We start from the raw sequence: 22,795 nt of genomic DNA, 5'->3' as shown, positions 1-22,795 counted from the left end.
TCTCCACCTTCCCCGCCTCGATATCTCGATGTCAAGAAGCTCGACATCAAGAGACTTCATGTCGACAGAACCACTACACTGATCGCCATGGAGGACGAGGTCGATCGGCTGGTGGCTGCCTGGCGCCGGGAGCGCCCGGACCTCGACGTGGAGCCGCTCGAGGTGCTCAGCCGGGTGAGCCGGCTGGCCCGGCACCTGGACCGGGCGCGTCGGCTGGCCTTCGCGGAGCACAGCCTGGAGCCCTGGGAGTTCGACGTGCTGACCGCGCTCCGGCGCGCGGGGACGCCGTACCAGCTCTCCCCCGGCCAGCTGCTGACCCAGACCCTGGTCACCTCGGGGACGATGACCAACCGGATCGACCGGCTGGCCAAGAAGGGCCTGGTGGAGCGGCTGCCGGACCCGAGCGACCGGCGGGGTGTGCTGGTGCGGCTGACCCATGAGGGCCAGGACCGCGCGGACCAGGCCCTGGCCGGACTCCTCGACCAGGAACGGGCCATCCTCGCCGAACTCTCCCGCGCCCAGCGCGTCGAACTGGCCGGCCTGCTGCGCCAGTTGACCGCCCCGTTCGACAACATCCCCGGCTGAGCGTCCTGCCGGGGCGGACCCTGCCGGGGACGCGGGCTCACCGGCGTCGGTCAGGCACTGCTGCTTTCCTCCGGCAGGATCCGCCCGGCGGCCCCCAGGTCCACCGGCCCGACCCCGGCCCGGCGGGCGAGCGCTACGGCGGCAAGGGTGGAGTGGACGCCGAGCTTGCCGAGCACGTTCTGCATATGGGTGCGGACGGTGTGCGGGGACAGGAACAGGCGCTCGGCGACCGCCTTGCGCCCCAGGCCCGCCACCATGCACCGGAGCACTTCCCGCTCCCTCGGCGTGAGGGACTCCACCAGCCGTTCGCTCTCGGTGCGGTGCTTGCGCGCTGCCGTCAGCTCCCGCAGGACCCCGGTCAGCAGGGCGGGCTGCAGATGGGTCTCGTCGCGCAGCACCCCCCGGATGACGTTCAGCAGCCGGGACAGCGAGCAGTCCTTGGCGACCCAGCCGCAGGCGCCGGCCTGCAAAGCCAGAGCCGCGCGCCGCGGGTCGTCCTTCTCGGCGAGGACGACGACACGGACGGCGGGCTGGGCCGAACGGACCCCGGCGACCAGGGATATCCCGTCGACCAGACCCTCCTCGTTGCCCTCCCGCACCGGTACGGCCGGGCGGCCGCCGGGCAGTTGGCCGCCCAGGTCGGCATCGACGAGCAGCACGTCGTAGCGGCGGCCCTCGGCGACCGCGCGGTCCAGGCAGCGCAGCGCCGCCGGACCACTGCCGGCCGCGGACACGTCGACGTCGGGCTCGGCGGCCAGTGCGGCGGCGAGCGACTCGGCGAAGATACGGTGGTCATCGACGACCAGAACTCGGATACGAACCACGAAACCCCCTTCCCCAGGCTCTTCACGAGCAGGGGATACCCCAAGGTGCTCAGAACGACGGATCACGCGGGCACGGCACCCCGGGGAGGACGGAACCGCACGGCCGCCGCCGTGCCTGAACTGCTACCCCCACCGCGGGTGTCGTACCCGACTTGTCTCGCCCCCTGAGCAGCACCGGCCCCCACCGGTGCTGCTCATCAGGGTACGGAAGGGGGGCGGCAGCGGAAGGCAATTTGCAGAACTGCTCGTCCTACGCGTTTATGGTGTGCCGCATGTTTCGTATTGAGGCGGAAGTCGACAAGGAACGGCGTGAACTGCTCCACGTGCGGCTGCGGGACACCAACATGGCGGCCTCCCCCGTCCTCGCGGCCCTGCGCGGCACCCCCGGCGAACGCCAAGTACCGCTGCACGTCTGGGCGATGGACGGCGGTTCGGGCGAACTGGCGGGCGGCCTGGTGGGGCACACCTGGGCTGCCTGGCTGCACGTCACCTACCTGTGGGTGGACGCCCGCCATCGCGGCGCGGGCCTGGGCGGCCGGCTGCTGTCCGCGGCGGAGCGCATCGCCGGCAAGGACCGCGCCTGCACAGCAGCCCGTCTGGAGACCTGGGACTTCCAGGCGCCGGAGTTCTACCGGAAGCAGGGTTACGAGGTGGTGTGCGTGATCCCCGACTATCCGCCGGGGATCACGGAGTACACACTGACGAAGCGGCTGGGCTGAGCCTCAGCCCTCTTGGCGGGCTCCCGCCGACGGCACCGCCTCGAACGTCCGGGGCGCGGTGAAACCGGCCGCCGCGAAGGCCTCTTCGACGGCCTTGGTGATCGTGTCGACGTCGGACGCCTCCGCGAGGACGATCGCCGAGCCGCCGAAGCCGCCGCCGGTCATCCGGGCGCCCAGGGCGCCGGTGGCGAGGGCGGTGTCGACGACCAGGTCCAGCTCCGGGCAGGAGATGCGGAAGTCGTCGCGCAGCGAGGCGTGGCCCTCGGTGAGGACCGGGCCGATGGCGCGGGTGTCGCCGGCCTTCAGAAGGGCGACGACGCGTTCGACGCGGTGGTCCTCGGTGACCACGTGGCGGACCAGGCGGCGCACCTCCTCCTCGTCGCCCAGGCGGTCCAGTGCCGCGTCGAGCTCCTCGTAGGCGATGTCCCGCAGCGCGTCCACGCCCAGCAGGGCCGCGCCCTTCTCGCAGCCGGCGCGGCGCTTGCCGTACTCGCCGCCGCTGTGGGCGTGCTTGACCTGGGTGTCGACGACCAGCAGGCGCATGCCCTCGGCCGCGAGGTCGAAGGGGATCTGCTTCTGCGAGAGGTCGCGGGTGTCCAGGAACAGGGCGTGCCCCGCCTCGCAGCACGCGGACGCCGTCTGGTCCATGATGCCGGTGGGCGCCCCGACGTAGACGTTCTCCGCGCGCTGGCACAGGCGGGCCAGCTGCCAGCGCGCGAGGCCGAGTCCGTGGAGGTCGTTGAGGGCGAGGGCGATCACCACCTCCAGGGCCGCGGAGGAGGAAAGGCCGGCGCCCGTGGGGACCGTGGAGGACAGGTGCACGTCGGCGCCGGTGACCGGGTGCCCGGCCTCGCGCAGCGCCCAGACCACGCCCGCCGGGTACGCCGTCCACTCGCGGTCGGTGCCGGGTTCCAGGGCGTCGACGGAGAGCTCGACGACCCCGCCCTCGATGTCCGAGGAGTGCAGGCGCAGCACGCCGTCGGTGCGGCGGGACACCGCGGCCGTCGTCTGGTGCGGCAGCGCGAACGGCATCACGAAGCCGTCGTTGTAGTCGGTGTGCTCACCGATCAGGTTGACCCGGCCCGGCGCCGCCCAGACGCCGTCGGGAGCCGTGCCGTACAGCTCCTCGAAGGCGTCTCTGACCTGCTGTGCTGCCCCCACTACTGCTCCCTTGCGATGTGCTGTGCGAACTCCCAGGCGTCCGCGACGATCCCCGCGAGGTCCGCGCGGGTCGGGTTCCAGCCCAGCTTCTCGCGGGCGGTGGCCGCCGAGGCGACCAGGACGGCCGGGTCGCCGCCCCGGCGCGGGGCCACGACCTCGGGGATCGGGTGGCCGGTGACCTGCCGGACGGTCTCGATGACCTCGCGGACCGAGAACCCCTCGCCGTTGCCCAGGTTGCAGATCAGGTGCTCGCCGGGCCGCGCGGCGGTCAGGGCCAGCAGATGGGCGTCGGCCAGGTCGGCGACGTGGATGTAGTCGCGGACGCAGGTGCCGTCGGGCGTCGGGTAGTCGTCGCCGAAGACGGAGATGGCCTCGCGGCGGCCCTGGGCGACCTGGAGGACCAGCGGGATCAGGTGCGACTCGGGGGCGTGGCGCTCGCCCTGCGCGCCGTAGGCGCCGGCCACGTTGAAGTAGCGCAGGGAGACCGCGCCCAGGCCGTGGGCGGCGGCCTCGCCGGTGATCATGTGGTCGACGGCGAGCTTGGTGGCGCCGTACGGGCTGGTGGGCTTCGTCGGGGCGGTCTCGAGGATCGGGACCTGCTCCGGCTCGCCGTAGGTGGCCGCCGTGGAGGAGAACACGAGCTTGCGCACGCCGGCCTCGCGCATCGCGGCGAGCAGCGCCATGGTGCCGCCGACGTTGTTGTCCCAGTACTTCTCGGGCTTCACGACCGACTCGCCGACCTGGGAGAACGCGGCGAAGTGCAGCACCGCCTCGTAGGAGGCGTCGAGCCACTTCGCGGCGTCGCGGATGTCGCCCTCGACGAAGGCCGCGCCCGCCGGGACGGCCTCACGGAAGCCCGTGGAGAGGTTGTCGAGGACGGTGACCTCGTGGCCCGCCTCCAGCAGGTGCTGGGCCACCACACTGCCGATGTATCCCGCCCCGCCCGTCACCAGGTACTTCATCAACTCGCTACCTCTCGCAGTCGCTCGGCCGCGCGCTCCGGCGGCACGTCGTTGATGAACACACTCATGCCGGACTCGGAACCCGCGAGAAACTTCAGCTTGCCGGACGTTCGGCGGATGGTGAAAAGCTCGAGGTGGAGCGCGAAGTCGTCGCGCGTGACACCGTCGAACTCCTCCAGCGTCCCGAACGGCGCCTGGTGCCAGGCGGCGATGTAGGGCGTGGGAGGTTCCCCCTCGCCGAAGATACGGTCGAAGCGCCTCAAGAGTTCCAGATAGACCTGGGGGAACTCCGAGCGGGCCGCCTCGTCGAGACCGAGCAGGTCGGGGACGCGGCGCTTCGGGTACAGGTGGACCTCGTAGGGCCAGTGCGCCGCGTACGGCACGAAGGCGACCCAGTGTTCACCCTCAAGGACGACCCGCTCGTCGGCGAGCTCACGCTCCAGGACGGCGCCGAAGAGGTTCTCTCCGCCGGTCGCTTCCTTATGAGTTGCAAGTGAACGCAGCATCAGGGCGGTGCGCGGGGTGGTGAAGGGGTAGGCGTAGATCTGGCCGTGCGGGTGCCCGAGCGTCACGCCGATCTCCTCGCCGCGGTTCTCGAAGCAGAACACCTGCTGGACGGAGGGGAGATGGGACAGTTCCGAGGTCCGGTCGGTCCACGCGTCGAGGACCAGGCGGGCCTGTTCCTCGGTGAGGGAGGCGAAGGACGCGTCGTGGTCCGAGGTGAAGCAGACCACCTCACAGCGCCCGGAGTCGCCGGCCAGCGAAGGGAAGCGATTCTCGAAGACCACCACGTCGTACGACGAGTCCGGGATCTCGCTCAGCCGGTCGCCCGTGGTCGGGCACAGCGGGCACTGGTCGGCCGGCGGGTGGTAGGTGCGGCCCTGCCGGTGCGAGGCGATGGCCACCTGGTCGCCGAGCAGCGGGTCACGGCGGATCTCGGAGGTGGTGTGCGTCCGCCCCAGCGGCCGGCGGTCCACCGCGTCCCGCACGGTGTCGTCGCGCAGGTCGTAGTAGATGAGCTCACGACCGTCGGCCAGCCGGGTCGAGGTCTTCTTCACTGCGGACTCCCGTTGATCGAGTCAGCCAACCATCCAACAGAACCGAACACACCAAAACACAACTCACCACGTCAGTCAACATCACAATCAATCAAGGTGAGACAACGAAAGTGTTGAATTACTGGGTCCAAAACCCCTCTTATGCTCCCGCATCCCCCACATACCTCGCGCAGGGGCTGCGGCTGCCCACCAACGGCCTCGACTACGCGATCCTCGCGATCTACTTCGTCGTCGTCCTGGGCATCGGCTTCGCCGCCCGCCGCTCGGTGAAGACGAGCCTCGACTTCTTCCTCTCCGGACGCTCGCTGCCCGCCTGGATCACCGGGCTCGCGTTCATCTCGGCGAACCTGGCCGCCACCGAGATCCTCGGCATGGCCGCCAACAGCGCCCAGTACGGCGCGTACACCGTCCACTGGTACTGGATCGGCGCCATCCCGGCCATGGTCTTCCTCGGCCTGGTGATGATGCCCTTCTACTACGGCAGCAAGGTCCGCTCGGTCCCCGAGATGCTGCTGCTGCGCTTCGACAGAGGCGCACACCTGCTGAGTTCGATCCTGTTCGCCTTCGCCGCCATCCTCATCGCGGGTGTCAACCTGTACGCCCTCGCGATCGTCGTGGAGGCGCTGCTGGGCTGGCCGCAGTGGGTGGCGATCGTGGTGGCGGGCGCGTTCGTGCTGGCGTACATCACCCTCGGCGGCCTCTCCTCGGCCATCTACAACGAGGTGCTCCAGTTCTTTGTGATCCTGGCCGCCCTCATCCCGCTGTCCGTGCTCGGCCTGAAGAAGGTCGGCGGCTGGAACGGCCTGGTCGACAAGCTCACCGCCACCCACGGCCACAACTTCACCACCGCCTGGGGCGGCACCGGCATCGGCTCCGTCAACCCGCTCGGCGCCAACTGGCTGACCATCGTCCTCGGCCTCGGCTTCGTCCTCTCCTTCGGCTACTGGACGACGAACTTCGCCGAGGTCCAGCGCGCCCTGTCGGCGAAGAACCTCTCCGCCGCCCAGCGCACCCCGCTCATCGCCGCCTATCCGAAGATCTTCATCGTCTTCCTGGTGATGATCCCGGGCCTGGTCGCCGCCGCGCTGGTGCCGAACATCGGCACCTCCGGATCCGACCTCCAGTACAACGACGCGATCCCGTACCTGATGTCCCAGTTGCTGCCCAACGGCGTCCTCGGCATCGCGGTCACCGGTCTGCTCGCCGCGTTCATGGCAGGCATGGCCGCCAATGTGTCGTCCTTCAACACCGTCTTCACGACGGACATCTGGGCGAAGTACGTGGTGCGCGGCCGCGAGGACGCCTACTACGTGCGCTTCGGACGCCTCATCACGGCGATCGGCGTGTGCGCCTCCGTCGGTACGGCGTTCCTGGCGTCGTCGTTCTCGAACATCATGAGCTACCTCCAGACGCTGTTCTCCTTCTTCAACGTGCCGATGTTCGTCGTCTTCATCGTCGGTATGTTCTGGAAGCGCGCCTCGGCGAAATCCGGCTTCTGGGGGCTCCTCGCGGGGACGGTGACCGCCATGGTCAACTACTTCGTCCTCTACAAGAAGGACATCATCAGCATCCCCTCCGACCAGGGCGCCAACTTCGTCTCCGCGCTCGCCGGCTTCGTCGCCGGCGCGGTGGTGATGGTGATCGTGTCTCTGTTCACCGCGCCCAAGCCGGAGGCGGAACTCGCCGGCCTCGTCTACGGCACCCGCTCCCCCGGTATGACCGAGGCACCCGCGCCCGGCGACGAGGCCTGGTACCGGCGGCCCGCGCTGCTGGGCTGGGGTGCGGTGGTCCTCGCCGCCCTCTGCTACATCCCGTTCTCGTTCTGACCCCGGTCCCGGGAGAATGGAGACACCATGACCGACAACTCCGGGCAGTCCGGGTTCCACTACTCCGAGCAGGACGTCCACCGGGAAGTCACCGAGCTGGAGAGCAAGTCCACGACCGCCGCCCGCATCTTCGATCTGCGGCGCATCATCGGCGGCCTGTTCGTCCTGTACGGGATCATCATCACGATCACCGGGATCACGGACTCCCAGGCCGAGATCGACAAGGCACAGGGGATCAACATCAACCTGTGGACGGGGATCGGGATGTTGTTGCTGGGGGTGTTCTTCCTGGTGTGGTTGTGGCTGCGGCCCACGCCGCCGCCGGTACCTCCCGTGGAGGAGGCCGAGGAGTAACCGCTGGTTGTGTTTCCGCTGCGGGGGCGTGGGGGCTGAGCGCGCACACGCGGCGACAGCCGCGGACCGACACAGCCCCGCGCCCCTCAGGGGGTTTCGCGGCCGCCGCTGAGTGGTCCCGCCCTGTCCAGCAGGCCCGTGCGGGCAGCCAGCGCCGCCGCCTCCAGCCTCGACCCCACCCCCAGTTTCATCAGCACCCTCTGCACATGGGTGCGCGCCGTGCTCGGGGCGATGCCCATGCCCGCCGCGATCAGGCGGGTGTCCTCGCCGTCCGCCACCCGGACCAGGACCTCCACCTCCCTAGGGGTGAGCATCTGGAGGAGGCGCTGGCCCTCGTCGTCGGGCTGGGCGGCGGGGTTGAGCAGTTCACCGAACGCGCCCTGCAGCAGGGCCGGGGCCACGGCCGCCTCCCCGGCCCGCGCCTTCATGATCGCCCGCTCGACGCCCTCTATCCGCTCGTCGTGCCGAACGTACCCGCAGGCGCCCGCGGCGAAGGCCGCCGCGATGCCCCGCGGGGACGGCACCGGGCCCAGCACCACGACGGCGACCTGCGGGCGCTCCCGCTTGATCTTCACCACCGGGTCGAAGATCCCCGGCTCGGCGGGGGCTGCCGTACCCAGCAGGCACACCTCGGGCGCGCGGGTGATCACCAGCTCCGCCGCGCCCGCCGCCGGCGCGGCCGCCGCCAGCACCCGGTGGCCACGCAGTTTCAGCGCCGAGGCCAGCGCCTCGGCGAGCAGCCGGTGGTCGTCGACCACCATGAGCCGCACTCCCATAGAGCAACCCCCAGTCCCCCCAATGGATGCCCCACTATGGATGCCCACTGGTCCGCGTGGACAGAGGGCCCCCCGGCACCTCGTCCTTCATGCCCCCGGAAGCTACACGCTTGTTCGACGTTGCGCTGCCCCTACTGATGAGAAGTGCCCCGGATCGGAGGAATCTCTGGCTTTTCTCGTATTCGCAGGTGAAGAGCGGGTGTGGTGCGGTACGCGCCCGGTCCCGCCCCTGACCAGGGACGGGACCGGACTGCGAGCCGGGTGATACCGGCGCCTGCGCTTGACGAACCGTCAGCCGCCCGCACCGAACGCGGTGACCAGGTACTCCTTGCCCGACGACGAGGAACTCGCGGCGTGGGCGTACACAGCGGACAGATACAGGCGCCCCTGGGAGTAGCGGACCTCCGCGTACTCCGGCGACATACTGGTCTCCACGGCCTTCACCGCCGCGGTCACCGGGTTCTCCAGCAGCCTGGTCTCCTCGAACGAGCCGCCGTCGACACTGACGACCTGACCGCCCTTGTCGTACGGCGGGTTCTTGTACGCGAGCACATCCGGACCGTCCATGCGCAGCGGTGTGATCGTGTAACCGTCGCCGGCGTCGGCACGCTGGCCGGTCTGCTTGCCGGTGGCCAGGTCGAAGGCGACGATCTCGTTGGTCTTCGTGTGGTCCCCGCTACCGTCGTGCTCCTCGGTCGCCAGGTACAGCCGGTCGTTGCCGACCACCACTCCCCGGCACTTCTCCAGCTCGTAGATGCCGTCGCAGCGGGCCGCGTACGAGCTGCCCGGCGTGGAGATACGGGTGCGCAGCCGCCCGGTTTTGTTGTCGATGGAGAAGACGTCCGAGAAGCCGCTGCCGTCGCCCGCGCTGTCGTTGACGTCGGCGGCCACCACCAGCGGGTCGGTCGACACGACGCTGGCGTAGTCGATGCCCGAGGTCATCTCGTACTCGGAGACCACCTTGCCGGAGACCGGGTCGATGGTCTGGATGTGCAGCTGAGCGGTGCCGCCGCTGCCGCACCTGCGGACCGCGACCAGCTTGGCGCCGCCGCCGTAACCGGCGTCGTAGCAGGTGTCGGTGGGCTTCGGCCGCCAGCGGACCTTGCCGGAGGCGAGGTCGAAGGCGGCGCCACCGCTGGTGCCGCCGACCGCGACCGTCTGCTGGGCGACCGTCACATTGTTGAAGTTGACCGGTACGTCACCGGACTTGACCGTCTGCGTCCACAGTTTTTTACCGGCGGTCAGGTCGATCGCGGCGACCTGGGTGCAGCCCGCCGTGGAGCCCTTGGGCGGCATTCTCGGCTGGAAGACGACCGCCGTCCTGCCGTCCGCGTTGACCTGCCCGGTGGCGTAGCAGACCGGGCCGGGCAACGGGACCGTCCACAGCTTGGCGCCCGAGCCGGGGTCGTAGCCGACGATCCGGGCGACGCCGGTCTTCGCGTACACCTTCTCGGTGAGCCAGGAACCGGCGGTGACCGTCGTGTCGTTCGTCGGGGGCAGCGGGACCTGGAAGAGAACCCTGGAGGTCGGGTCCGCGGGCACCTTCTCGCTGCCCTTGCCGCCGCTGCCGCCGGCGCTGGAGCCTGCGGTGTCGTCCTTCTTGCCGTCGGAGCCGGAGGACTTGGCGTACCAGATGCCACCGCCGACGATCAGCGCGATCGCGACGACCGCGGCGACGATGATGAGCAGCGTGGAGTTGTTCCTGCCGGGGGCGGGGCCGGGGCTGGAAGCGGGACCGCCTGGCGGGCCCGGCTGGCCGCCCGGGTAGCCGTAACCGGGTTGCTGGGCGTAGGGGTTGGCGGCGGCGGGGGGCTGCTGGGTGTACGGGTTCGCGGCCGGGGCCGGGGGCTGGGCGGGATAGCCGTAGCCGGGCTGGGGTGGCTGGTGCGGGTAGCCGTAACCGGGCTGCGCGGCCGGGGGCTGCCGCGGGTAGCCGTAACCCGGCTGCGGGGCCGGGGGTCCTGGCGGCTGCGGCGGGCCGGCGGGGGCGCCGAGACCGGGCTGGTTCGGGGGCTGGTTGGGCGGTGGCGGAGGCGGAGGCGGCTGGGTCATGACGGGGTACCTCTGGGGGACGGCGCGTGAGCGGCTGGGTTCCGGTTCGGCGCATGAGCGGCTGGGTTCCGGTTCGGCGCATGAGCGGCTGGGTTCCGGTTCGGCGCGTGAGACTGCTGGCGGCCGGGCGTGAGACTGCTGGCGGCCGGGCGGGAGACGGCTGGGCGGCCGGGCGGGAGACGGCTGGGCGGCGCGGTGCGGGTCCCGCTCAGTTGCCGAAGGCCATCATCAGCTTCTCCTTCGCGTCGTCGCTGCCGGACAGCCGTGTGGAGGAGAGGTAGAAGCGCCCGTCGACCCAGTCGACCGCGCCGTCGTAGAAGCCGCCCTCGATGTCGGCGGTGTGCTGCGGGTTCTGCAGCACCCTGGTGGTGGGGTGGGCGGAGCCGGTGGTCGGGATCGACACGACCTGGCCGCCCTTGTCGTACGACGGCCGTACGTACGCGACGAGTTTGCCGCCCTCGGCCTTGACCGGGTACATCGACTCGTCCGTCGGGGACTTCGTACGCCACTTCGCCTTGCCGTCGGCGAGGTTGATCGCCACGATCTCGTTGGTGCCGCCGTTGGTGTCCGTCGGCAGGTAGAGGGTGTCCGCGTCGACGGCGACGCCCTGGCAGCCCTGGAGGTCACGGGCGAGGATCGCCCAGCCGCACTCGGGGGCGAACTTCTCGTCGACCTTCACCTCGGAACGGAACGTGCCCTTGGCGTCCAGGATCGAGATGTTCCAGGCCTTCTTCTCCTCGTTGGTCAGATAGACCACGAGCGGGTCGACGGAGTAGGTCCGCTTGACCGACCAGCCCTTCTTGACCGGCTGGGTCCACCTGACGTTACCGGTGGCCGGGTCGAGTTCCGAGATCTCGTCGTGCTCGTTGCCGCCGCCGACACCGCAGGAGGCCACCTCGATCAGCCGGTTCGTGCCGCCCGCGAACGCCGTCGGGAAGCAGGACGCGCCGTACTTCTTCTTGTCGTACAGCTTGTCGCCGCTGCCTAGGTCGTACGCCGTACCCGACTGGGAACGGCCAACCACCAGCGTCTTTCCGCTGATCGTCAGCTCGATGCTGATCGCGCTGTCGAACAGGCCGCCGTCGGCGACGGTCGCGGTCCAGCCCTTGCGGCCCGTGTCGAGATCGACCTCCTGCAACTGGTTGCACTTGGCCCGGTCGCTGGTGCCGTTCATGTACGCCACGACGACCTTGCCGTCGCCCGACCGGTCCGGGGTGACCGCGCAGATCTTCTGCGGGAAGGTGATCGGGTCCCAGGCCGGGTCGCCGTTGCCGACGTCGTAGGCGAAGACCTGCTTGTACGCCGCCTTCACCGCCGTCTTCCCGGTGATCCACATGCCGGGCGCGTCGGCGCCGGACGCGGGGGCGTCGGGCGCCGACTTGTACCAGAGCACCTTGGCCTCGCCGGACTTGCGGCCCTGGTTGAGGTTCTCCGGGTCGGCACCGCCGTCGCCGCTGCCGTCACCCGGGTTGGCCGGGGCGCCGGTGCCGGAGGCCTTGGGGTCGTCGGACTGCTGGGCGACCGGCTTCTTGCCGTCGTCCCCGCCGCTGGTCACGGCGTACACGGTGCCCCCGACGACCAGCAGCCCCGCCACGGCCGCCGCGGTGATCAGCGCGGGCTTCCCCTTGAACGGCCCGCCGCCCCCGCCGCCGGGCGGCGGAGTGACGCCGGGTGCGCCCGGGTACTGCGGCGGCTGCTGCTGATAGCCGTAGCCGTAACCGGGCTGCGGGGCCTGGGGCTGCTGCGGATACCCGTACGGACCCGCGGCGGCGTACGGGCCGGCCGGCTGGGCGTAGGGGCCGGGCTGCTGCGGATAGCCGTAGCCCGGCTGCGGAGGTTGGGGCGGCGGGGGCTGATGGGGCGGCTGGGCGGGGCGCGGAGGCATGCCGGGGGCGCCAGGAGCGCCAGGGGGCGTGCCCTGGGGCGCGCCGAAACCTCCCTGCGCTGCCGGCTGTTGTGGGGCGCCGAAGCCACCGCCCGGCTGTGGCTGGTCCTGTGGTGCTCCGAAGCCGCCCTGCGGCGGCTGGTTCGGCGGCTGAGTCATCAGCGCTCTTCCCCCGTTCACTGATTTTTAGCCACCCCGAGACCCGTCACGGGCTCAGGGCGTTCTCAGACTGCTCTCAGACGGACCTTTCTATCATTCGGCACCGACAGGCCACGGGCCCACATCTGCCGCTGTTCCCAAGGGAGAACCGCCCCGTGATGCCGCCGTTACGGGCCTCCACGGGCCCTTCACGGGGCGCACGCAAGGGGGTTGTGCGCGGGGGTGCGGTGGGCAGGGTGCGGTGGGCGGGGTGCGGGTGGACGGGGGCGTGTGGGGCGGCCCTCAGTGCTCGCGTTCCTCCGCCACCGCCGCCTCGTACGCGCGCAGGATCTCGACGAACAGGCCCCTCTGCGCCGGAGTCAGCGGGGTGAGCACACGGCGCCAGGCGGCGGCGCCGGGGGCCAGCCAGCCTGCGATCGCCTCGTGCTGGTCGGGAACGATGGCCACGATCCGGCGCCGCCGGTCGGAGGCGTCCTCACGACGGTCCAGGACGCCCTTCCCGCTCAGTTCCCCCACCATCAGGCTGACCGTGGTGGGCGCCACTTCCAGACGCGCGGCCAGTTCGTTGACGGTCATGGGTCCGTCGAGCAGCAGACAGGCCAGCAAGGAGAGATGACGGGGCGCCAGCGAAAGCGACTCCAGCGCCTCGGGAACGGGGATGCGCTTCACCCGGCTCACCATCCGGGGCATGAGCAACAGCAACTCGCGCACCGCGGCGTCCACATCATCCGCCCCGGCCTCGTGCCGCGCGGAACCGGCCATCACGCACCCCTCAGCATTTACCTTTGATGGCAAAGGTGTTTTGCTGTCAAAGGTACTAGGAACCGACCTGCCCGAAGTCGCGGGCACGAACGGAGATTCCACCATGCCCCACTTCACCGTGCACATCAGCGAGACGGCCCTCGACGGGAAAGCCGAGGAGGGCCTGATCCGCGGCCTCACGGACGCGGTCGGCTCCGTCTACGGCGAGCCGTTCGCCCCGCTTGTCTCGGTCGACCTCATCGGCATCCCCGCGCACCGGCACGGCACGGGCGGGGTCGTGACCGACCGTATCGCCCCGAACATCACGCTCACCCTGCGCGAGGCGGCCTACCGGCATCCGCAGGTGCCGGACGCACCCGCGCGCCTGATCGCGGCGATCACCGACGCCGTGGCCGGCGTCCTCGGCGAGCAGGTCCGCGAGCAGACGGCGGTCGGCCTGCTGTCCGTACCCGAGGGACGATCGGGCATGGGCGGCCGGGTCGCCTGAACCGGGGTCCACGCGCCCGTTGAGAGGGGGCACCCCCGTCCACCGCGCGCACGCCCCGTCCGCGCGCCCCTTCATCACGGCGCACGCCACCCCGGTGCGCGCCTCGCTACGCGTCCTCCGCCAGCTCCAGCCAGCGCATCTCCAGTTCCTCGCGCTCCCCGGCCAAGTCGCGTAGCTGGGCGTCGAGTTCGGCCACCTTGGCGAAGTCCGTGGCGTTCGCGGCGATCTGGTCGTGCAGCTTGGTCTCCTTCTCGGAGAGGCGGTCCAGCTGACGTTCGATCTTCTGGAGCTCCTTCTTGGCCGCGCGCTGGTCGGCGGCGCTCCGCTCGGCCGTGGGGGCCTTGGGGGCCACGGCGGTGGCGGCGGCCGCCTCCTCCATGCGCTGCCGCCGCTCCAGGTACTCGTCGATACCGCGCGGCAGCATCCGCAGGGTGGCGTCGCCGAGGAGGGCGAAGACGCGGTCCGTGGTGCGCTCCACGAAGAACCGGTCGTGGGAGATGACGATCATCGAACCGGGCCAGCCGTCGAGGACGTCCTCCAACTGGGTGAGGGTCTCGATGTCGAGGTCGTTGGTGGGCTCGTCGAGGAAGAGGACGTTGGGCTCGTCCATGAGCAGCCGGAGGAGCTGGAGTCGGCGGCGCTCACCGCCGGAGAGGTCGCCGACCGGCGTCCACTGCTTCTCCTTGTTGAAGCCGAACGTCTCGCACAGCTGCCCGGCGGTCATCTCGCGCCCCTTGCCGAGATCGACGCGCTCGCGCACCCGCTGGACGGCCTCCAGGACCCGCAGGTCCGGGTCGAGTTCGGCGACCTCCTGGGAGAGGTAGGCGAGCTTGACGGTCCTGCCGACGGCGACCCGGCCACCCGCCGGCTGCGCCTCGCCCTCGGTGCGCGCGGCCTCGGCCATGGCGCGCAGCAGCGAGGTCTTGCCGGCGCCGTTGACACCGACCAGGCCGATACGGTCGCCGGGCCCGAGCTGCCAGGTGACGTGCTTGAGCAGCACCTTGGGACCGGCCTGGACGGTCACGTCCTCCAGGTCGAAGACGGTCTTGCCGAGCCGCGAGGAAGCGAACTTCATCAGCTCGCTGGTGTCGCGCGGCGGCGGCACGTCGGCGATCAGCTCGTTGGCGGCCTCGACCCGGAAGCGCGGCTTGGACGTCCGCGCGGGCGCCCCGCGCCGCAGCCAGGCCAGTTCCTTGCGGACGAGGTTCTGCCGCTTGGTCTCCTCGGTGGCCGCGATCCGCTCGCGTTCCGCGCGGGCGAAGACGTAGTCGGTGTAGCCGCCCTCGTACTCGTAGACGGCGCCGCGCTGCACGTCCCACATGCGGGTGCAGACCTGGTCGAGGAACCAGCGGTCGTGGGTGACGCACACCAGCGCGGAGCGGCGCTCCCGCAGATGCCGGGCGAGCCAGGCGATGCCCTCGACGTCGAGGTGGTTGGTGGGCTCGTCGAGGACGAGCAGGTCCTGCTCCTCGATGAGCAGCTTGGCGAGCGCGATACGGCGGCGCTCACCGCCGGACAGCGGTCCGATGACGGTGTCCAGGCCCTTGGGGAACCCGGGCAGGTCCAGGCCGCCGAAGAGGCCGGTGAGGACGTCCCTGACCTTCGCGTTGCCCGCCCACTCGTGGTCGGCCATGTCGCCGATGACCTCGTGCCGGACGGTGGCGGCCGGGTCGAGGGAGTCGTGCTGGGTGAGGACTCCGAGGCGCAGTCCGCCGGAGTGCGTGACGCGCCCGGTGTCGGCCTCCTCCAGCTTGGCGAGCATCCGGATGAGGGTGGTCTTGCCGTCGCCGTTGCGGCCGACCACGCCGATGCGGTCGCCCTCCGACACGCCGAGCGAGACGCCGTCCAGCAGGGCACGGGTGCCGTAGACCTTGCTGACGTTCTCGACATTGACCAGGTTGACGGCCATTTCACTCCTGCGCAGGGGGACGGTCAGCCTCCCAGCGTAATGCGCGCCGGGAGGCCGCCTTGCCGGGAGCTACTTTCCGCCCGCCTGCGCGCGTACCTCGTCGAGGAGGTCGTACATCGTCTGGCCCGGGCAGTCGGTCTGCAGCCAGTCGCGGTGGCCGGAGACGCTGGTGACGTCCTTGGTGACGCCGTTGACCGGGTTGACGAAGGTGACCTTCGCCTGCGCGTCGAGGCCCTTGAACCGGGCGACCACCTTGATCAGCCGGGTCAGGGAGGTCTTGGCCGCGTCGGTGGGGCCCTGGTCGACGAGGGTGCCGATGAGGGCGATACCGAGGTTGCCGGAGTTGTAGCCGGAGGTGTGGAAGGCGGTGACCATGTCGCCGGCCGTGTCGAAGGCGGGGATGCCGTCGTCGCCGGAGTAGCGGCCCTCGTAGACGTTGCCGGCCTCGTCGATCAGGAATTGACATCCTCCCCCTGTTAATTGCAGAGGGAAATTCCAACCCAGGTGGGTTGAGGTTCACGGGCGCTCGAACGGCCGGTGGCCGTTGTCACCCCTCCGGCACCGACTGTGCGCCGGGGGCGGGGGATCCCGCCCTGTCCTGCCGCGACGTTGATGCTTGCGTTCTCATCCGTGTTGCAGGTGAACCCGCAGGACACACAGACGAAGTCGGCTTGGCTCTTGCGCGACTTCTTCTCGATCCACCCGCAGGCGGAGCACCGCAGACTCGTATAGGGCGCGGGAACATCCTCGACCCGACCGGGGGCCTTGTCCTCGGTACGCCGGCGCAGCAGGCCCCAGCCCTGGGCGAGGATGCCCCGGTTGAGCCCGGCCTTCTGACGGACGTTCCTGCCGGGCTGCTCCACCGTTCCCTTCGCGGAACGGGTCATGTTCTTGATGCTCAGCTTCTCGAACCGATTCACCCCGGCCCTGAGGGACCCCGACCCGGCACTCTGCGTGAAAGGGCGAGGGTCGGGAGCGCGGTGCAAGCGGTTTACGCGAGGCGTGAGTCGGTCGGCGTGTCCGCGGGGCGCTGCACCCGTGCCCCCGGCGCTGGTGCCGTCGCCGTGCGCACCGTGCGGCAGGTGCCGGAGGCGAGGAGCGCCTCGGACACCTTCTCCGCCGACGCGGTGTCGCGGACCAGGAACGCCGTCGTGGGTCCGGAGCCGGAGACCAGCGCGGCGAGGGCGCCGGCCGCGCGTCCCGCGTCGAGCGTGTCCGCGAGTTCCGGGAAGAGGGAGAGCGCGGCGGGCTGGAGGTCGTTGGAGACGGCGGCGGCGAGTGCGTCCGGGTCGCCCTTGGCGAGCGCGTCGAGGAGGGCGCGGGAGGCGATGGGCTCGGGGATGTCGAGGCCCTCGGCGAGCCGGTCGAACTCGCCGAAGACGGACGGGGTGGACAGCCCGCGCCCGGCCATAGCGAACACCCAGTGGAATGTGCCGCCGACTTCCAGGGCGGTGAGCCGTTCGCCGCGCCCGGTGCCGAGGGCGGCACCGCCGGCCAGGCTGAAGGGCACGTCGCTGCCCAGGTCGGCGCAGATGGCGAGGAGTTCGGCGCGCGAGGCGCCCGCGCGCCAGAGCTCGTTGCAGGCGAGCAGCGCACCCGCCCCGTCCGCGCTCCCCCCGGCCATGCCGCCGGCGACCGGGATGTCCTTGGTGATGTGGATGTGTACGGCAGGGTCGATGCCCCGGCGCTCGGCGAGCGCGAGCGCGGCGCGCGCGGCGAGGTTGGTGCGGTCCAGCGGCACCTGGTCGGCGTCCGGGCCCTCGCAGGTGACGCTCAGCTCGTCCGCGGGCGTGACGGTGACCTCGTCGTACAGACCGACGGCGAGGAAGACGTTGGCGAGGTCGTGGAACCCGTCGGGGCGGGCGGCGCCCACCGCGAGCTGGACGTTGACTTTGGCGGGAACGCGTACCGTGACGCTCACTTTCCGGACTCCTCTGTCGGGGATGCGGCCCGCCGCACAGCCGCCGTCTGCTGCTGTGTCCCGCGCGGGGACGCGGCCTCGGCGATCCGTGCGAACTCCTCCACCGTCAGCGACTCACCGCGCGCCTGCGGCGAGACCCCGGCGGCGACGAGGGCCGCCTCGGCGGCAGCCGCGGACCCGGCCCATCCGGCGAGCGCCGCCCGCAGGGTCTTGCGCCGCTGCGCGAACGCCGCGTCGACGACCGCGAAGACCGCGCTCTTCGACGCGGTCGTCTTCAGCGGCTCCGCGCGCCGGACGAGGGAGACGAGCCCGCTGTCGACGTTCGGCGCGGGCCAGAAGACGTTGCGCCCGATGGCGCCGGCGCGCTTCACCTCGGCGTACCAGTTGGCCTTGACGGACGGCACGCCGTACACCTTCGAGCCGGGCGGGGCGGCGAGCCGGTCGGCGACCTCGGACTGCACCATCACCAGCGTCCGTTCGATGCTCGGGAAGGTGTCGAGCATATGGAGGAGGACGGGGACGGCGACGTTGTAGGGGAGATTCGCGACGAGCGCGGTGGGCGGGGGCCCGGGCAGTTCGGTGACGTGCATCGCGTCGGAGTGGACCAGCGCGAACCGGTCCGCGCGCGCCGGCATGCGCGCCGTGACCGTGGCGGGCAGCGCGCCCGCCAGGACGTCGTCGATCTCGACGGCGGTGACCCGGTCGGCGGCCTCAAGGAGCGCGAGGGTGAGGGATCCGAGCCCCGGGCCGACCTCGACGACGACGTCGTCCGGGCGGACCTCGGCGGTGCGGACGATACGGCGGACCGTGTTGGCGTCGATCACGAAGTTCTGGCCGCGCTGCTTGGTGGGGCGTACACCGAGCGCCGCCGCGAGTTCACGGATGTCGGCCGGGCCGAGGAGGGCGTCGGGGATGGGGCTGCTCACGGGACTAGGGTACGGGCCGCCCGGATCCCTCCCGCCCGTCACCCGTGCAGCCGTGCCCCGCAGTGTGGCCAGGGGGTGGATCCGCGTTTCGTGTAGAGCTTCTTCGCACGGTACGTCTGCTCCTCGGCCGACGCGTCCTGCGGGCGCCCGCTGCCGCCGAGGCTGTGCCAGGTGCGGGTGTCGAACTGGTACAGGCCGCCGTACGTCCCGGAGGGGTCCACCGCGCCCGGGCGGCCGCCGGACTCGCAGACGGCGAGGCCGTGCCAGTTCAGGCCGTCGGCGCCCTTCACGGAGTCCGGGTGCGGCTTGGTGCCCACCTGCACGAGCTGCGCGCGCGGCTCGCGGACCACCTCGGAGCGCTGGCGGCGCGGCTTCTGCCGGACCCCGTTGACGGTCCGCAGGTAGTAGGTGACCCGGCGCAGCCCGGGCCGCCCGGCCCGCTCCACCACCTCGGTGCCCTTGAACACCGTGGGGTCCGCCGTCCGCCGCACCTCGAACGGGATGGTCTCCTCGCGCACCTCTTTGCCGTCCGTGACACGCAGCACGGTCACCGTCTGCCCGTCGCGCGGGAAGCCGGCCTGCGGCACGGAGGTGGTGTCCTGGCCGTGGAGGGTGACCCCGGCCTCCTCGACGGCCTCGCGGACGGTCGCGGCATTGGTGCGGATGGTGCGGGTCCGGCCGTCCGCCAGGATCGTGACCGTGCGCTCGGTGCGTACGTCGAGCGCGAGCCCGGCGCGTCCGATGCTCTGGGAGCGCGAGGCCGACAGGTACGCGCCCTCGGCACGCACCCCCAGCTGGGTGAGCGCTCCCTCGACGGTGTGCGCCGTCGTCCACACCTCGCGCCGCTGGCCGTCCAGGGTGAGCCGTACGGGGCGGCCGTAGCGCACCGCGACCTCGTCACCGCTGGCCAGTGCCGCGTCGGGGGCGGGTGCCACCACGTCGTGCGCTCCCACCCGCACGCCTTCTTCGGCCAGCAGTTCGGTCACGTCGTCCGCGAACGTGTGCAGGACGCGCGGCCTGCCGTCGACGGTCAGCTCGATCGCCTTGTCCTTGGCGAGGAACGCGGTGGTGCCGCCGGCGAGAAACGCGACGACCAGCGCCTGCGGAAGCAGACGGCGTACGGCGGATTCCGGGCGCCGGGCGTATCGCGCCTTCCGCCGGCGCGTGGCACGCCGCCCGACCACCACGGCCCGCACTTCCGACTCACGCGCCCCGCTCTCCGGCACACGCCCGCTCTGTCGCGGAAGCACCGGCTCACTCGGCTCAGCCGCATACGTCCGCGCCTGCGTCTGCCCCGTCGGCGAGACCCGCGCCCCCGTCTGCGCCGAGACCTCGTACGCGGGCCGGTACGTGTCACCGCCGTAGGCCACGCCGTATCCCTGCGTCTCGGCGTCATGCACGCCGGGCACCGGGCGCGCGCCGCGCACGCCTCGCTCCCCGTGCGCGCCGCCCCCGCCGCGCGCTTCCGGCGCGCCGTAGGGGTCGTACGCCTCAAACGTCTCGTTCTGCGAAGTGCTCACGCCGACACGCTCCAGAGGGCCAGGGGGCCGGATCGGGCCCCCAGAACCTAGCGGAGCGTCGGTCACTCTCCAAAGTGGCACGACTACGCACGGTCGCGACGAGGCCCAAGGCGCCCGGGTGAGCGTTATGCGCCAGTTATGATCGATGTACTCTCAGTAACCGAAGGCGCGGGCCGTGTTCGCGCCCAGGGCCCTCGCCAGCGCGTCCTCGTCGACACCTCGCACGGCGGCCATCGCACGCACCGTGACCGGAATGAGATACGGGGCGTTGGGCCGTCCGCGGTACGGCGCCGGGGTCAGGAAGGGCGCGTCGGTCTCCACGAGGACCAGTTCCAGCGGGGCGACGGCGAGCGCGTCCCGCAGGTTCTGGGCGTTCTTGAAGGTGACGTTGCCGGCGAAGGACACGAAGTAGCCCTCGCGGGCGCACTCCTCGGCCATCTCGGCGTCCCCGGAGTAGCAGTGGAACACCGTCCGCTGGGGGGCGCCTTCCTCCTTGAGGACGCGCAGCACGTCCGCGTGGGCGTCGCGGTCGTGGATGACGAGGGTCTTGCCGTGCCGCTTGGCGATCTCGATGTGGGCGCGGAAGGAACGCTCCTGGGCCGCCTTGCCCTCGGGACCGGTGCGGAAGTAGTCGAGGCCGGTCTCGCCGACGCCCTTCACCTGGGGCAGCCCGGCGAGCCGGTCGATCTCGGCGAGGGCCTCGTCCAGGGCGGCGTCCCCGCCCGCCGTGCGGGCACCTTGCCGGGACCACCCGTCGGGGTCGCCGTGGACGATGCGCGGGGCCTCGTTCGGGTGCAGGGCGACCGTCGCGTGGACGTTCGTGTGCGCGGCCGCCGTCTCGGCCGCCCAGCGCGAGCCCTTGAGGTCGCAGCCGACCTGGACGACGGTCGTCACTCCCACCGAGGCGGCCTTCGCGAGGCCCTCCTCGACCGTGCCGGACTGCATGTCGAGGTGGGTGTGGGAGTCGGCGACCGGGACCCGGAGGGGTTCCGGGAGCGGCGGCGCCGCGTTCTTGTCGGCCGCGGCGGGGGCGTTCGCGGAGACGTTCGCGGAGACGTTCGAAGACATGCCCCGATCCTACGAAAGGAGCACGCTCCGCCGGACCGGCGCCCGGGTCAGGTCGCCCTGCGCTGGAAGGGATGAAGGAGATCGGACAGGTGCCAGTGGTGGACCGCCCTGACCGCCTTGACCTGCGCGGAGGCCTCCGCCGCCGCCGCGGGTCCAGTCTCGGTCTCCTCGGCCGCCTCGGCCCGACCGCCCTGCACCGGCCGCCGGGACGACTGCTGCGCCGCGCTGTGCACCGACGAGACCTGCCCCGCCCGCATGATCCGCAGGACATGGCCGTCGCAGTTCTGGCACGAGGGCCGGCTCAGCGGGGAGGGGACGATCTGACCGTTCGCCACATACATGACGAACTCGTGGTTGTCCGCGTCCGTGTGGTGCTCTATCTCGTACGACTGCTCCCAGCCGTGCCCGCATCGCATGCAGGCGAAGGCATACGACTCGTGAACGACGGCTGTGGCCGCACCGCGGAGTCCGGTCTGCCCTGCGATCTCACTCATGCCAGCTCCTCTTGTCCGCCGGACAAGCACCCCCGGCTCTCGGGATTCCCCCCGGAATCCCATGGGGGTGAGGGACGGTTGCGTCCCCGCTGACCAGTGGACGCCTTCACCGGCGCGAGCGCGACGGACCTGCCGAGTGTTGGATGCGATTTGGATTCTGCTTGCCAAATCGGCCTCGTGGCATAGGGCTGGGCTTTGCGTTTCCCGCCCTGGCTTTACCCTCCCGTGGGGCGCGCGCTCAGGAGATACGCGCCCTGCTCAGAGGACACCTTTCCGCAGGTCAGGGGGCGCACGCTGAGGAGAGACGCGGCGCACTCAAAGAGCGGAGTGCGCCCACGTCCGAACGCCCCCCCACGAGCGCTCCCACGCCCGCGGGCGACCGCACAAGAGCGACCACGACGGCGCCGACTCGATCGGCCTCACCCATCAGCACGCTTGGCCGCGACCACCGCGTCGAAGACGACGCGCTTGGGAATCCCCGCCGCCACCGCCACCGCCGCGATCGCCTCCTTGCGGCGCTCACCGGCCTCCTCGCGCACCCGCACCCGCCGCACGAGTTCCTCCGCGTCGAGTTCCTCGGGCCCGCGCTCGGGGGCGCCCTCGACGACGACGGTGATCTCGCCGCGCACCCCGTCGGCGGCCCACACCGCGAGCTCGGCCAGCGGACCGCGCCGTACCTCCTCGTACGTCTTGGTCAGCTCGCGGCAGACGGCGGCCCGCCGCTCGGCGCCGAAGACCTCTGCCATGGCGGCGAGGGTGTCGTCGAGGCGGTGCGGGGCCTCGAAGTAGACGAGGGTGCGGCGTTCGCCGGCGGCCTCCTGGAGCCGGGAGCGCCGTTCGCCCGCCTTGCGCGGCAGGAACCCCTCGAAGCAGAACCGGTCGACGGGCAGCCCGGACAGCGCGAGCGCGGTGAGCACCGCGGACGGCCCCGGGACCGCGGTGACGCGGATCTCCTTCTCCACGGCGGCCGCGACCAGCCGGTAGCCGGGGTCGGAGACGGAGGGCATCCCGGCGTCGGTCACGAGCAGCACGCGCGCGCCGCCGACGAGTTCCTCGACCAGTTCGGGCGTGCGGGCGGCCTCGTTGCCCTCGAAGTACGACACCACGCGTCCCTTGGGCGTCACACCGAGCGCCTGCGTGAGCCACCGCAGCCGCCGCGTGTCCTCGGCCGCGATCACATCGGCGCCGGTCAGCTCCGCCGCGAGCCGGGGCGGCGCGTCCGCGACGTCGCCGATGGGGGTGCCTGCGAGGACAAGGGTTCCAGTCACGCGTCCATCCTCGCAGCAGCCACCGACAGCGCCGTCCCCCGGGAACCGTGGCCGCCCGATCGCAAAGGAACCCACCACT

22 protein-coding genes are annotated in these 22,795 nt (G+C 71.3%); 5 read left to right on the top strand and 17 right to left on the bottom strand.

Annotated elements, in window-relative coordinates:
• Positions 1-87 precede the first annotated feature (87 nt).
• Positions 88-585 carry a MarR family transcriptional regulator TamR gene (tamR, locus tag ABZ396_RS08725; protein ID WP_358924763.1) on the top strand — a complete coding sequence of 166 codons (498 nt, stop codon included), beginning with the start codon at positions 88-90 and terminating at the stop codon, positions 583-585.
• 50 nt (positions 586-635) lie between these two features.
• On the opposite strand, the gene ABZ396_RS08720 is transcribed toward tamR, so the two are convergent.
• Entirely contained in the window at positions 636-1,409 is a 774-nt protein-coding gene (locus ABZ396_RS08720) for a response regulator transcription factor (RefSeq protein WP_358924761.1), read from the bottom strand.
• Positions 1,410-1,681: 272 nt separating this feature from the next.
• Between ABZ396_RS08720 and ABZ396_RS08715 the strand changes: the two genes are divergently transcribed.
• The gene (locus ABZ396_RS08715; RefSeq protein ID WP_358924760.1) at positions 1,682-2,128 is read left to right on the top strand and encodes an N-acetyltransferase; all 447 of its coding nucleotides are present in this window, start codon (positions 1,682-1,684) and stop codon (positions 2,126-2,128) included.
• Between the two features lie 3 nt (positions 2,129-2,131).
• On the opposite strand, the gene galK is transcribed toward ABZ396_RS08715, so the two are convergent.
• The 3 genes from galK to galT are packed head-to-tail and all read right to left on the bottom strand — an operon-like array spanning position 2,132 to position 5,309.
• Positions 2,132-3,289 carry a galactokinase gene (gene galK, locus ABZ396_RS08710; protein ID WP_358924758.1) on the bottom strand — a complete coding sequence of 386 codons (1,158 nt, stop codon included), beginning with the start codon at positions 3,287-3,289 and terminating at the stop codon, positions 2,132-2,134.
• Positions 3,289-4,251, bottom strand: coding sequence for a UDP-glucose 4-epimerase GalE (galE, locus tag ABZ396_RS08705; RefSeq protein WP_358924756.1), 963 nt, complete (start codon positions 4,249-4,251; stop codon positions 3,289-3,291). The genes galK and galE overlap by 1 nt, the downstream gene beginning before the upstream one ends.
• Entirely contained in the window at positions 4,251-5,309 is a 1,059-nt protein-coding gene (galT, locus tag ABZ396_RS08700; protein WP_358924755.1) for a galactose-1-phosphate uridylyltransferase, read from the bottom strand. The genes galE and galT overlap by 1 nt, the downstream gene beginning before the upstream one ends.
• Positions 5,310-5,422: 113 nt before the next feature.
• On the opposite strand from galT, the gene ABZ396_RS08695 reads away from it, so the two are divergent.
• Together ABZ396_RS08695 and ABZ396_RS08690 are read left to right on the top strand one after the other, a co-directional pair.
• Positions 5,423-7,135 (top strand): sodium:solute symporter family protein, encoded by a 1,713-nt coding sequence (locus ABZ396_RS08695; protein ID WP_358924792.1) that lies wholly within the window; start codon positions 5,423-5,425, stop codon positions 7,133-7,135.
• A 27-nt stretch (positions 7,136-7,162) separates the two neighbouring features.
• Complete coding sequence (locus tag ABZ396_RS08690; RefSeq protein WP_358924753.1) at positions 7,163-7,489, top strand: hypothetical protein; 327 nt, start codon at positions 7,163-7,165, stop codon at positions 7,487-7,489.
• A gap of 86 nt (positions 7,490-7,575) precedes the next feature.
• On the opposite strand, the gene ABZ396_RS08685 is transcribed toward ABZ396_RS08690, so the two are convergent.
• From ABZ396_RS08685 to ABZ396_RS08670, 4 genes are all read right to left on the bottom strand, one after another.
• Positions 7,576-8,265, bottom strand: coding sequence for a LuxR C-terminal-related transcriptional regulator (locus ABZ396_RS08685; protein ID WP_358924751.1), 690 nt, complete (start codon positions 8,263-8,265; stop codon positions 7,576-7,578).
• A 291-nt stretch (positions 8,266-8,556) separates the two neighbouring features.
• Complete coding sequence (locus ABZ396_RS08680; protein WP_358924749.1) at positions 8,557-10,317, bottom strand: PQQ-binding-like beta-propeller repeat protein; 1,761 nt, start codon at positions 10,315-10,317, stop codon at positions 8,557-8,559.
• Between the two features lie 208 nt (positions 10,318-10,525).
• Complete coding sequence (locus ABZ396_RS08675; RefSeq protein ID WP_358924747.1) at positions 10,526-12,361, bottom strand: PQQ-binding-like beta-propeller repeat protein; 1,836 nt, start codon at positions 12,359-12,361, stop codon at positions 10,526-10,528.
• A 282-nt stretch (positions 12,362-12,643) separates the two neighbouring features.
• Positions 12,644-13,123, bottom strand: a complete 480-nt coding sequence (locus tag ABZ396_RS08670; protein ID WP_358924745.1) for a MarR family winged helix-turn-helix transcriptional regulator — start codon at positions 13,121-13,123, stop codon at positions 12,644-12,646.
• 103 nt (positions 13,124-13,226) lie between these two features.
• Between ABZ396_RS08670 and ABZ396_RS08665 the strand changes: the two genes are divergently transcribed.
• Complete coding sequence (locus ABZ396_RS08665) at positions 13,227-13,610, top strand: hypothetical protein (protein ID WP_358924743.1); 384 nt, start codon at positions 13,227-13,229, stop codon at positions 13,608-13,610.
• 106 nt (positions 13,611-13,716) lie between these two features.
• Here the strand turns inward: ABZ396_RS08665 and ABZ396_RS08660 are convergent, their stop codons facing one another.
• The 9 genes from ABZ396_RS08660 to rsmI all read right to left on the bottom strand — a co-directional run bounded on the left by ABZ396_RS08660 (position 13,717) and on the right by rsmI (position 22,716).
• A complete protein-coding gene (locus ABZ396_RS08660) occupies positions 13,717-15,519 on the bottom strand; it encodes an ABC-F family ATP-binding cassette domain-containing protein (protein WP_358924741.1) in 1,803 nt (600 codons plus the stop codon).
• 69 nt (positions 15,520-15,588) lie between these two features.
• The gene (locus tag ABZ396_RS08655; protein WP_358924790.1) at positions 15,589-15,975 is read right to left on the bottom strand and encodes a peptidoglycan recognition family protein; all 387 of its coding nucleotides are present in this window, start codon (positions 15,973-15,975) and stop codon (positions 15,589-15,591) included.
• A 20-nt stretch (positions 15,976-15,995) separates the two neighbouring features.
• Complete coding sequence (locus tag ABZ396_RS08650) at positions 15,996-16,406, bottom strand: transposase (protein WP_358924739.1); 411 nt, start codon at positions 16,404-16,406, stop codon at positions 15,996-15,998.
• A 104-nt stretch (positions 16,407-16,510) separates the two neighbouring features.
• On the bottom strand, positions 16,511-17,440 hold the full coding sequence (locus ABZ396_RS08645) for a 4-(cytidine 5'-diphospho)-2-C-methyl-D-erythritol kinase (protein ID WP_358924737.1): 930 nt from the start codon (positions 17,438-17,440) through the stop codon (positions 16,511-16,513).
• A complete protein-coding gene (gene rsmA / locus ABZ396_RS08640; protein WP_358924735.1) occupies positions 17,437-18,366 on the bottom strand; it encodes a 16S rRNA (adenine(1518)-N(6)/adenine(1519)-N(6))-dimethyltransferase RsmA in 930 nt (309 codons plus the stop codon). Before rsmA ends, ABZ396_RS08645 begins: the two co-directional genes overlap by 4 nt.
• Positions 18,367-18,404: 38 nt before the next feature.
• A complete protein-coding gene (locus ABZ396_RS08635) occupies positions 18,405-19,793 on the bottom strand; it encodes a ubiquitin-like domain-containing protein (RefSeq protein ID WP_358924788.1) in 1,389 nt (462 codons plus the stop codon).
• A 246-nt stretch (positions 19,794-20,039) separates the two neighbouring features.
• Positions 20,040-20,954, bottom strand: a complete 915-nt coding sequence (locus ABZ396_RS08630; protein WP_358924734.1) for a TatD family hydrolase — start codon at positions 20,952-20,954, stop codon at positions 20,040-20,042.
• 47 nt (positions 20,955-21,001) lie between these two features.
• Complete coding sequence (locus tag ABZ396_RS08625; protein WP_358924732.1) at positions 21,002-21,448, bottom strand: hypothetical protein; 447 nt, start codon at positions 21,446-21,448, stop codon at positions 21,002-21,004.
• Between the two features lie 419 nt (positions 21,449-21,867).
• Positions 21,868-22,716 (bottom strand): 16S rRNA (cytidine(1402)-2'-O)-methyltransferase, encoded by an 849-nt coding sequence (gene rsmI, locus ABZ396_RS08620; protein WP_358924730.1) that lies wholly within the window; start codon positions 22,714-22,716, stop codon positions 21,868-21,870.
• Positions 22,717-22,795: the final 79 nt, after the last annotated feature.

This window comes from Streptomyces sp. NPDC005866, assembly GCF_040629895.1.
Lineage (GTDB): Bacteria > Actinomycetota > Actinomycetes > Streptomycetales > Streptomycetaceae > Streptomyces.
This window is presented reverse-complemented; position numbering and strand designations above follow the sequence as displayed.

What these genes read in the sequence shown, in the direction of transcription:
- ABZ396_RS08630 (WP_358924734.1), bottom strand. Translation starts at nt 20,954, where the DNA reads ATGTCTTCGAACGTCTCCGCGAACGTCTCCGCGAACGCCCCCGCCGCG.
- galE (WP_358924756.1), bottom strand. Translation starts at nt 4,251, where the DNA reads ATGAAGTACCTGGTGACGGGCGGGGCGGGATACATCGGCAGTGTGGTG.
- ABZ396_RS08665 (WP_358924743.1), top strand. Translation starts at nt 13,227, where the DNA reads ATGCCCCACTTCACCGTGCACATCAGCGAGACGGCCCTCGACGGGAAA.
- ABZ396_RS08715 (WP_358924760.1), top strand. Translation starts at nt 1,682, where the DNA reads ATGTTTCGTATTGAGGCGGAAGTCGACAAGGAACGGCGTGAACTGCTC.
- ABZ396_RS08680 (WP_358924749.1), bottom strand. Translation starts at nt 10,317, where the DNA reads ATGACCCAGCCGCCTCCGCCTCCGCCACCGCCCAACCAGCCCCCGAAC.
- tamR (WP_358924763.1), top strand. Translation starts at nt 88, where the DNA reads ATGGAGGACGAGGTCGATCGGCTGGTGGCTGCCTGGCGCCGGGAGCGC.
- ABZ396_RS08675 (WP_358924747.1), bottom strand. Translation starts at nt 12,361, where the DNA reads ATGACTCAGCCGCCGAACCAGCCGCCGCAGGGCGGCTTCGGAGCACCA.
- ABZ396_RS08650 (WP_358924739.1), bottom strand. Translation starts at nt 16,406, where the DNA reads ATGACCCGTTCCGCGAAGGGAACGGTGGAGCAGCCCGGCAGGAACGTC.
- ABZ396_RS08660 (WP_358924741.1), bottom strand. Translation starts at nt 15,519, where the DNA reads ATGGCCGTCAACCTGGTCAATGTCGAGAACGTCAGCAAGGTCTACGGC.
- ABZ396_RS08625 (WP_358924732.1), bottom strand. Translation starts at nt 21,448, where the DNA reads ATGAGTGAGATCGCAGGGCAGACCGGACTCCGCGGTGCGGCCACAGCC.
- ABZ396_RS08685 (WP_358924751.1), bottom strand. Translation starts at nt 8,265, where the DNA reads ATGGGAGTGCGGCTCATGGTGGTCGACGACCACCGGCTGCTCGCCGAG.
- ABZ396_RS08690 (WP_358924753.1), top strand. Translation starts at nt 7,163, where the DNA reads ATGACCGACAACTCCGGGCAGTCCGGGTTCCACTACTCCGAGCAGGAC.
- ABZ396_RS08670 (WP_358924745.1), bottom strand. Translation starts at nt 13,123, where the DNA reads ATGGCCGGTTCCGCGCGGCACGAGGCCGGGGCGGATGATGTGGACGCC.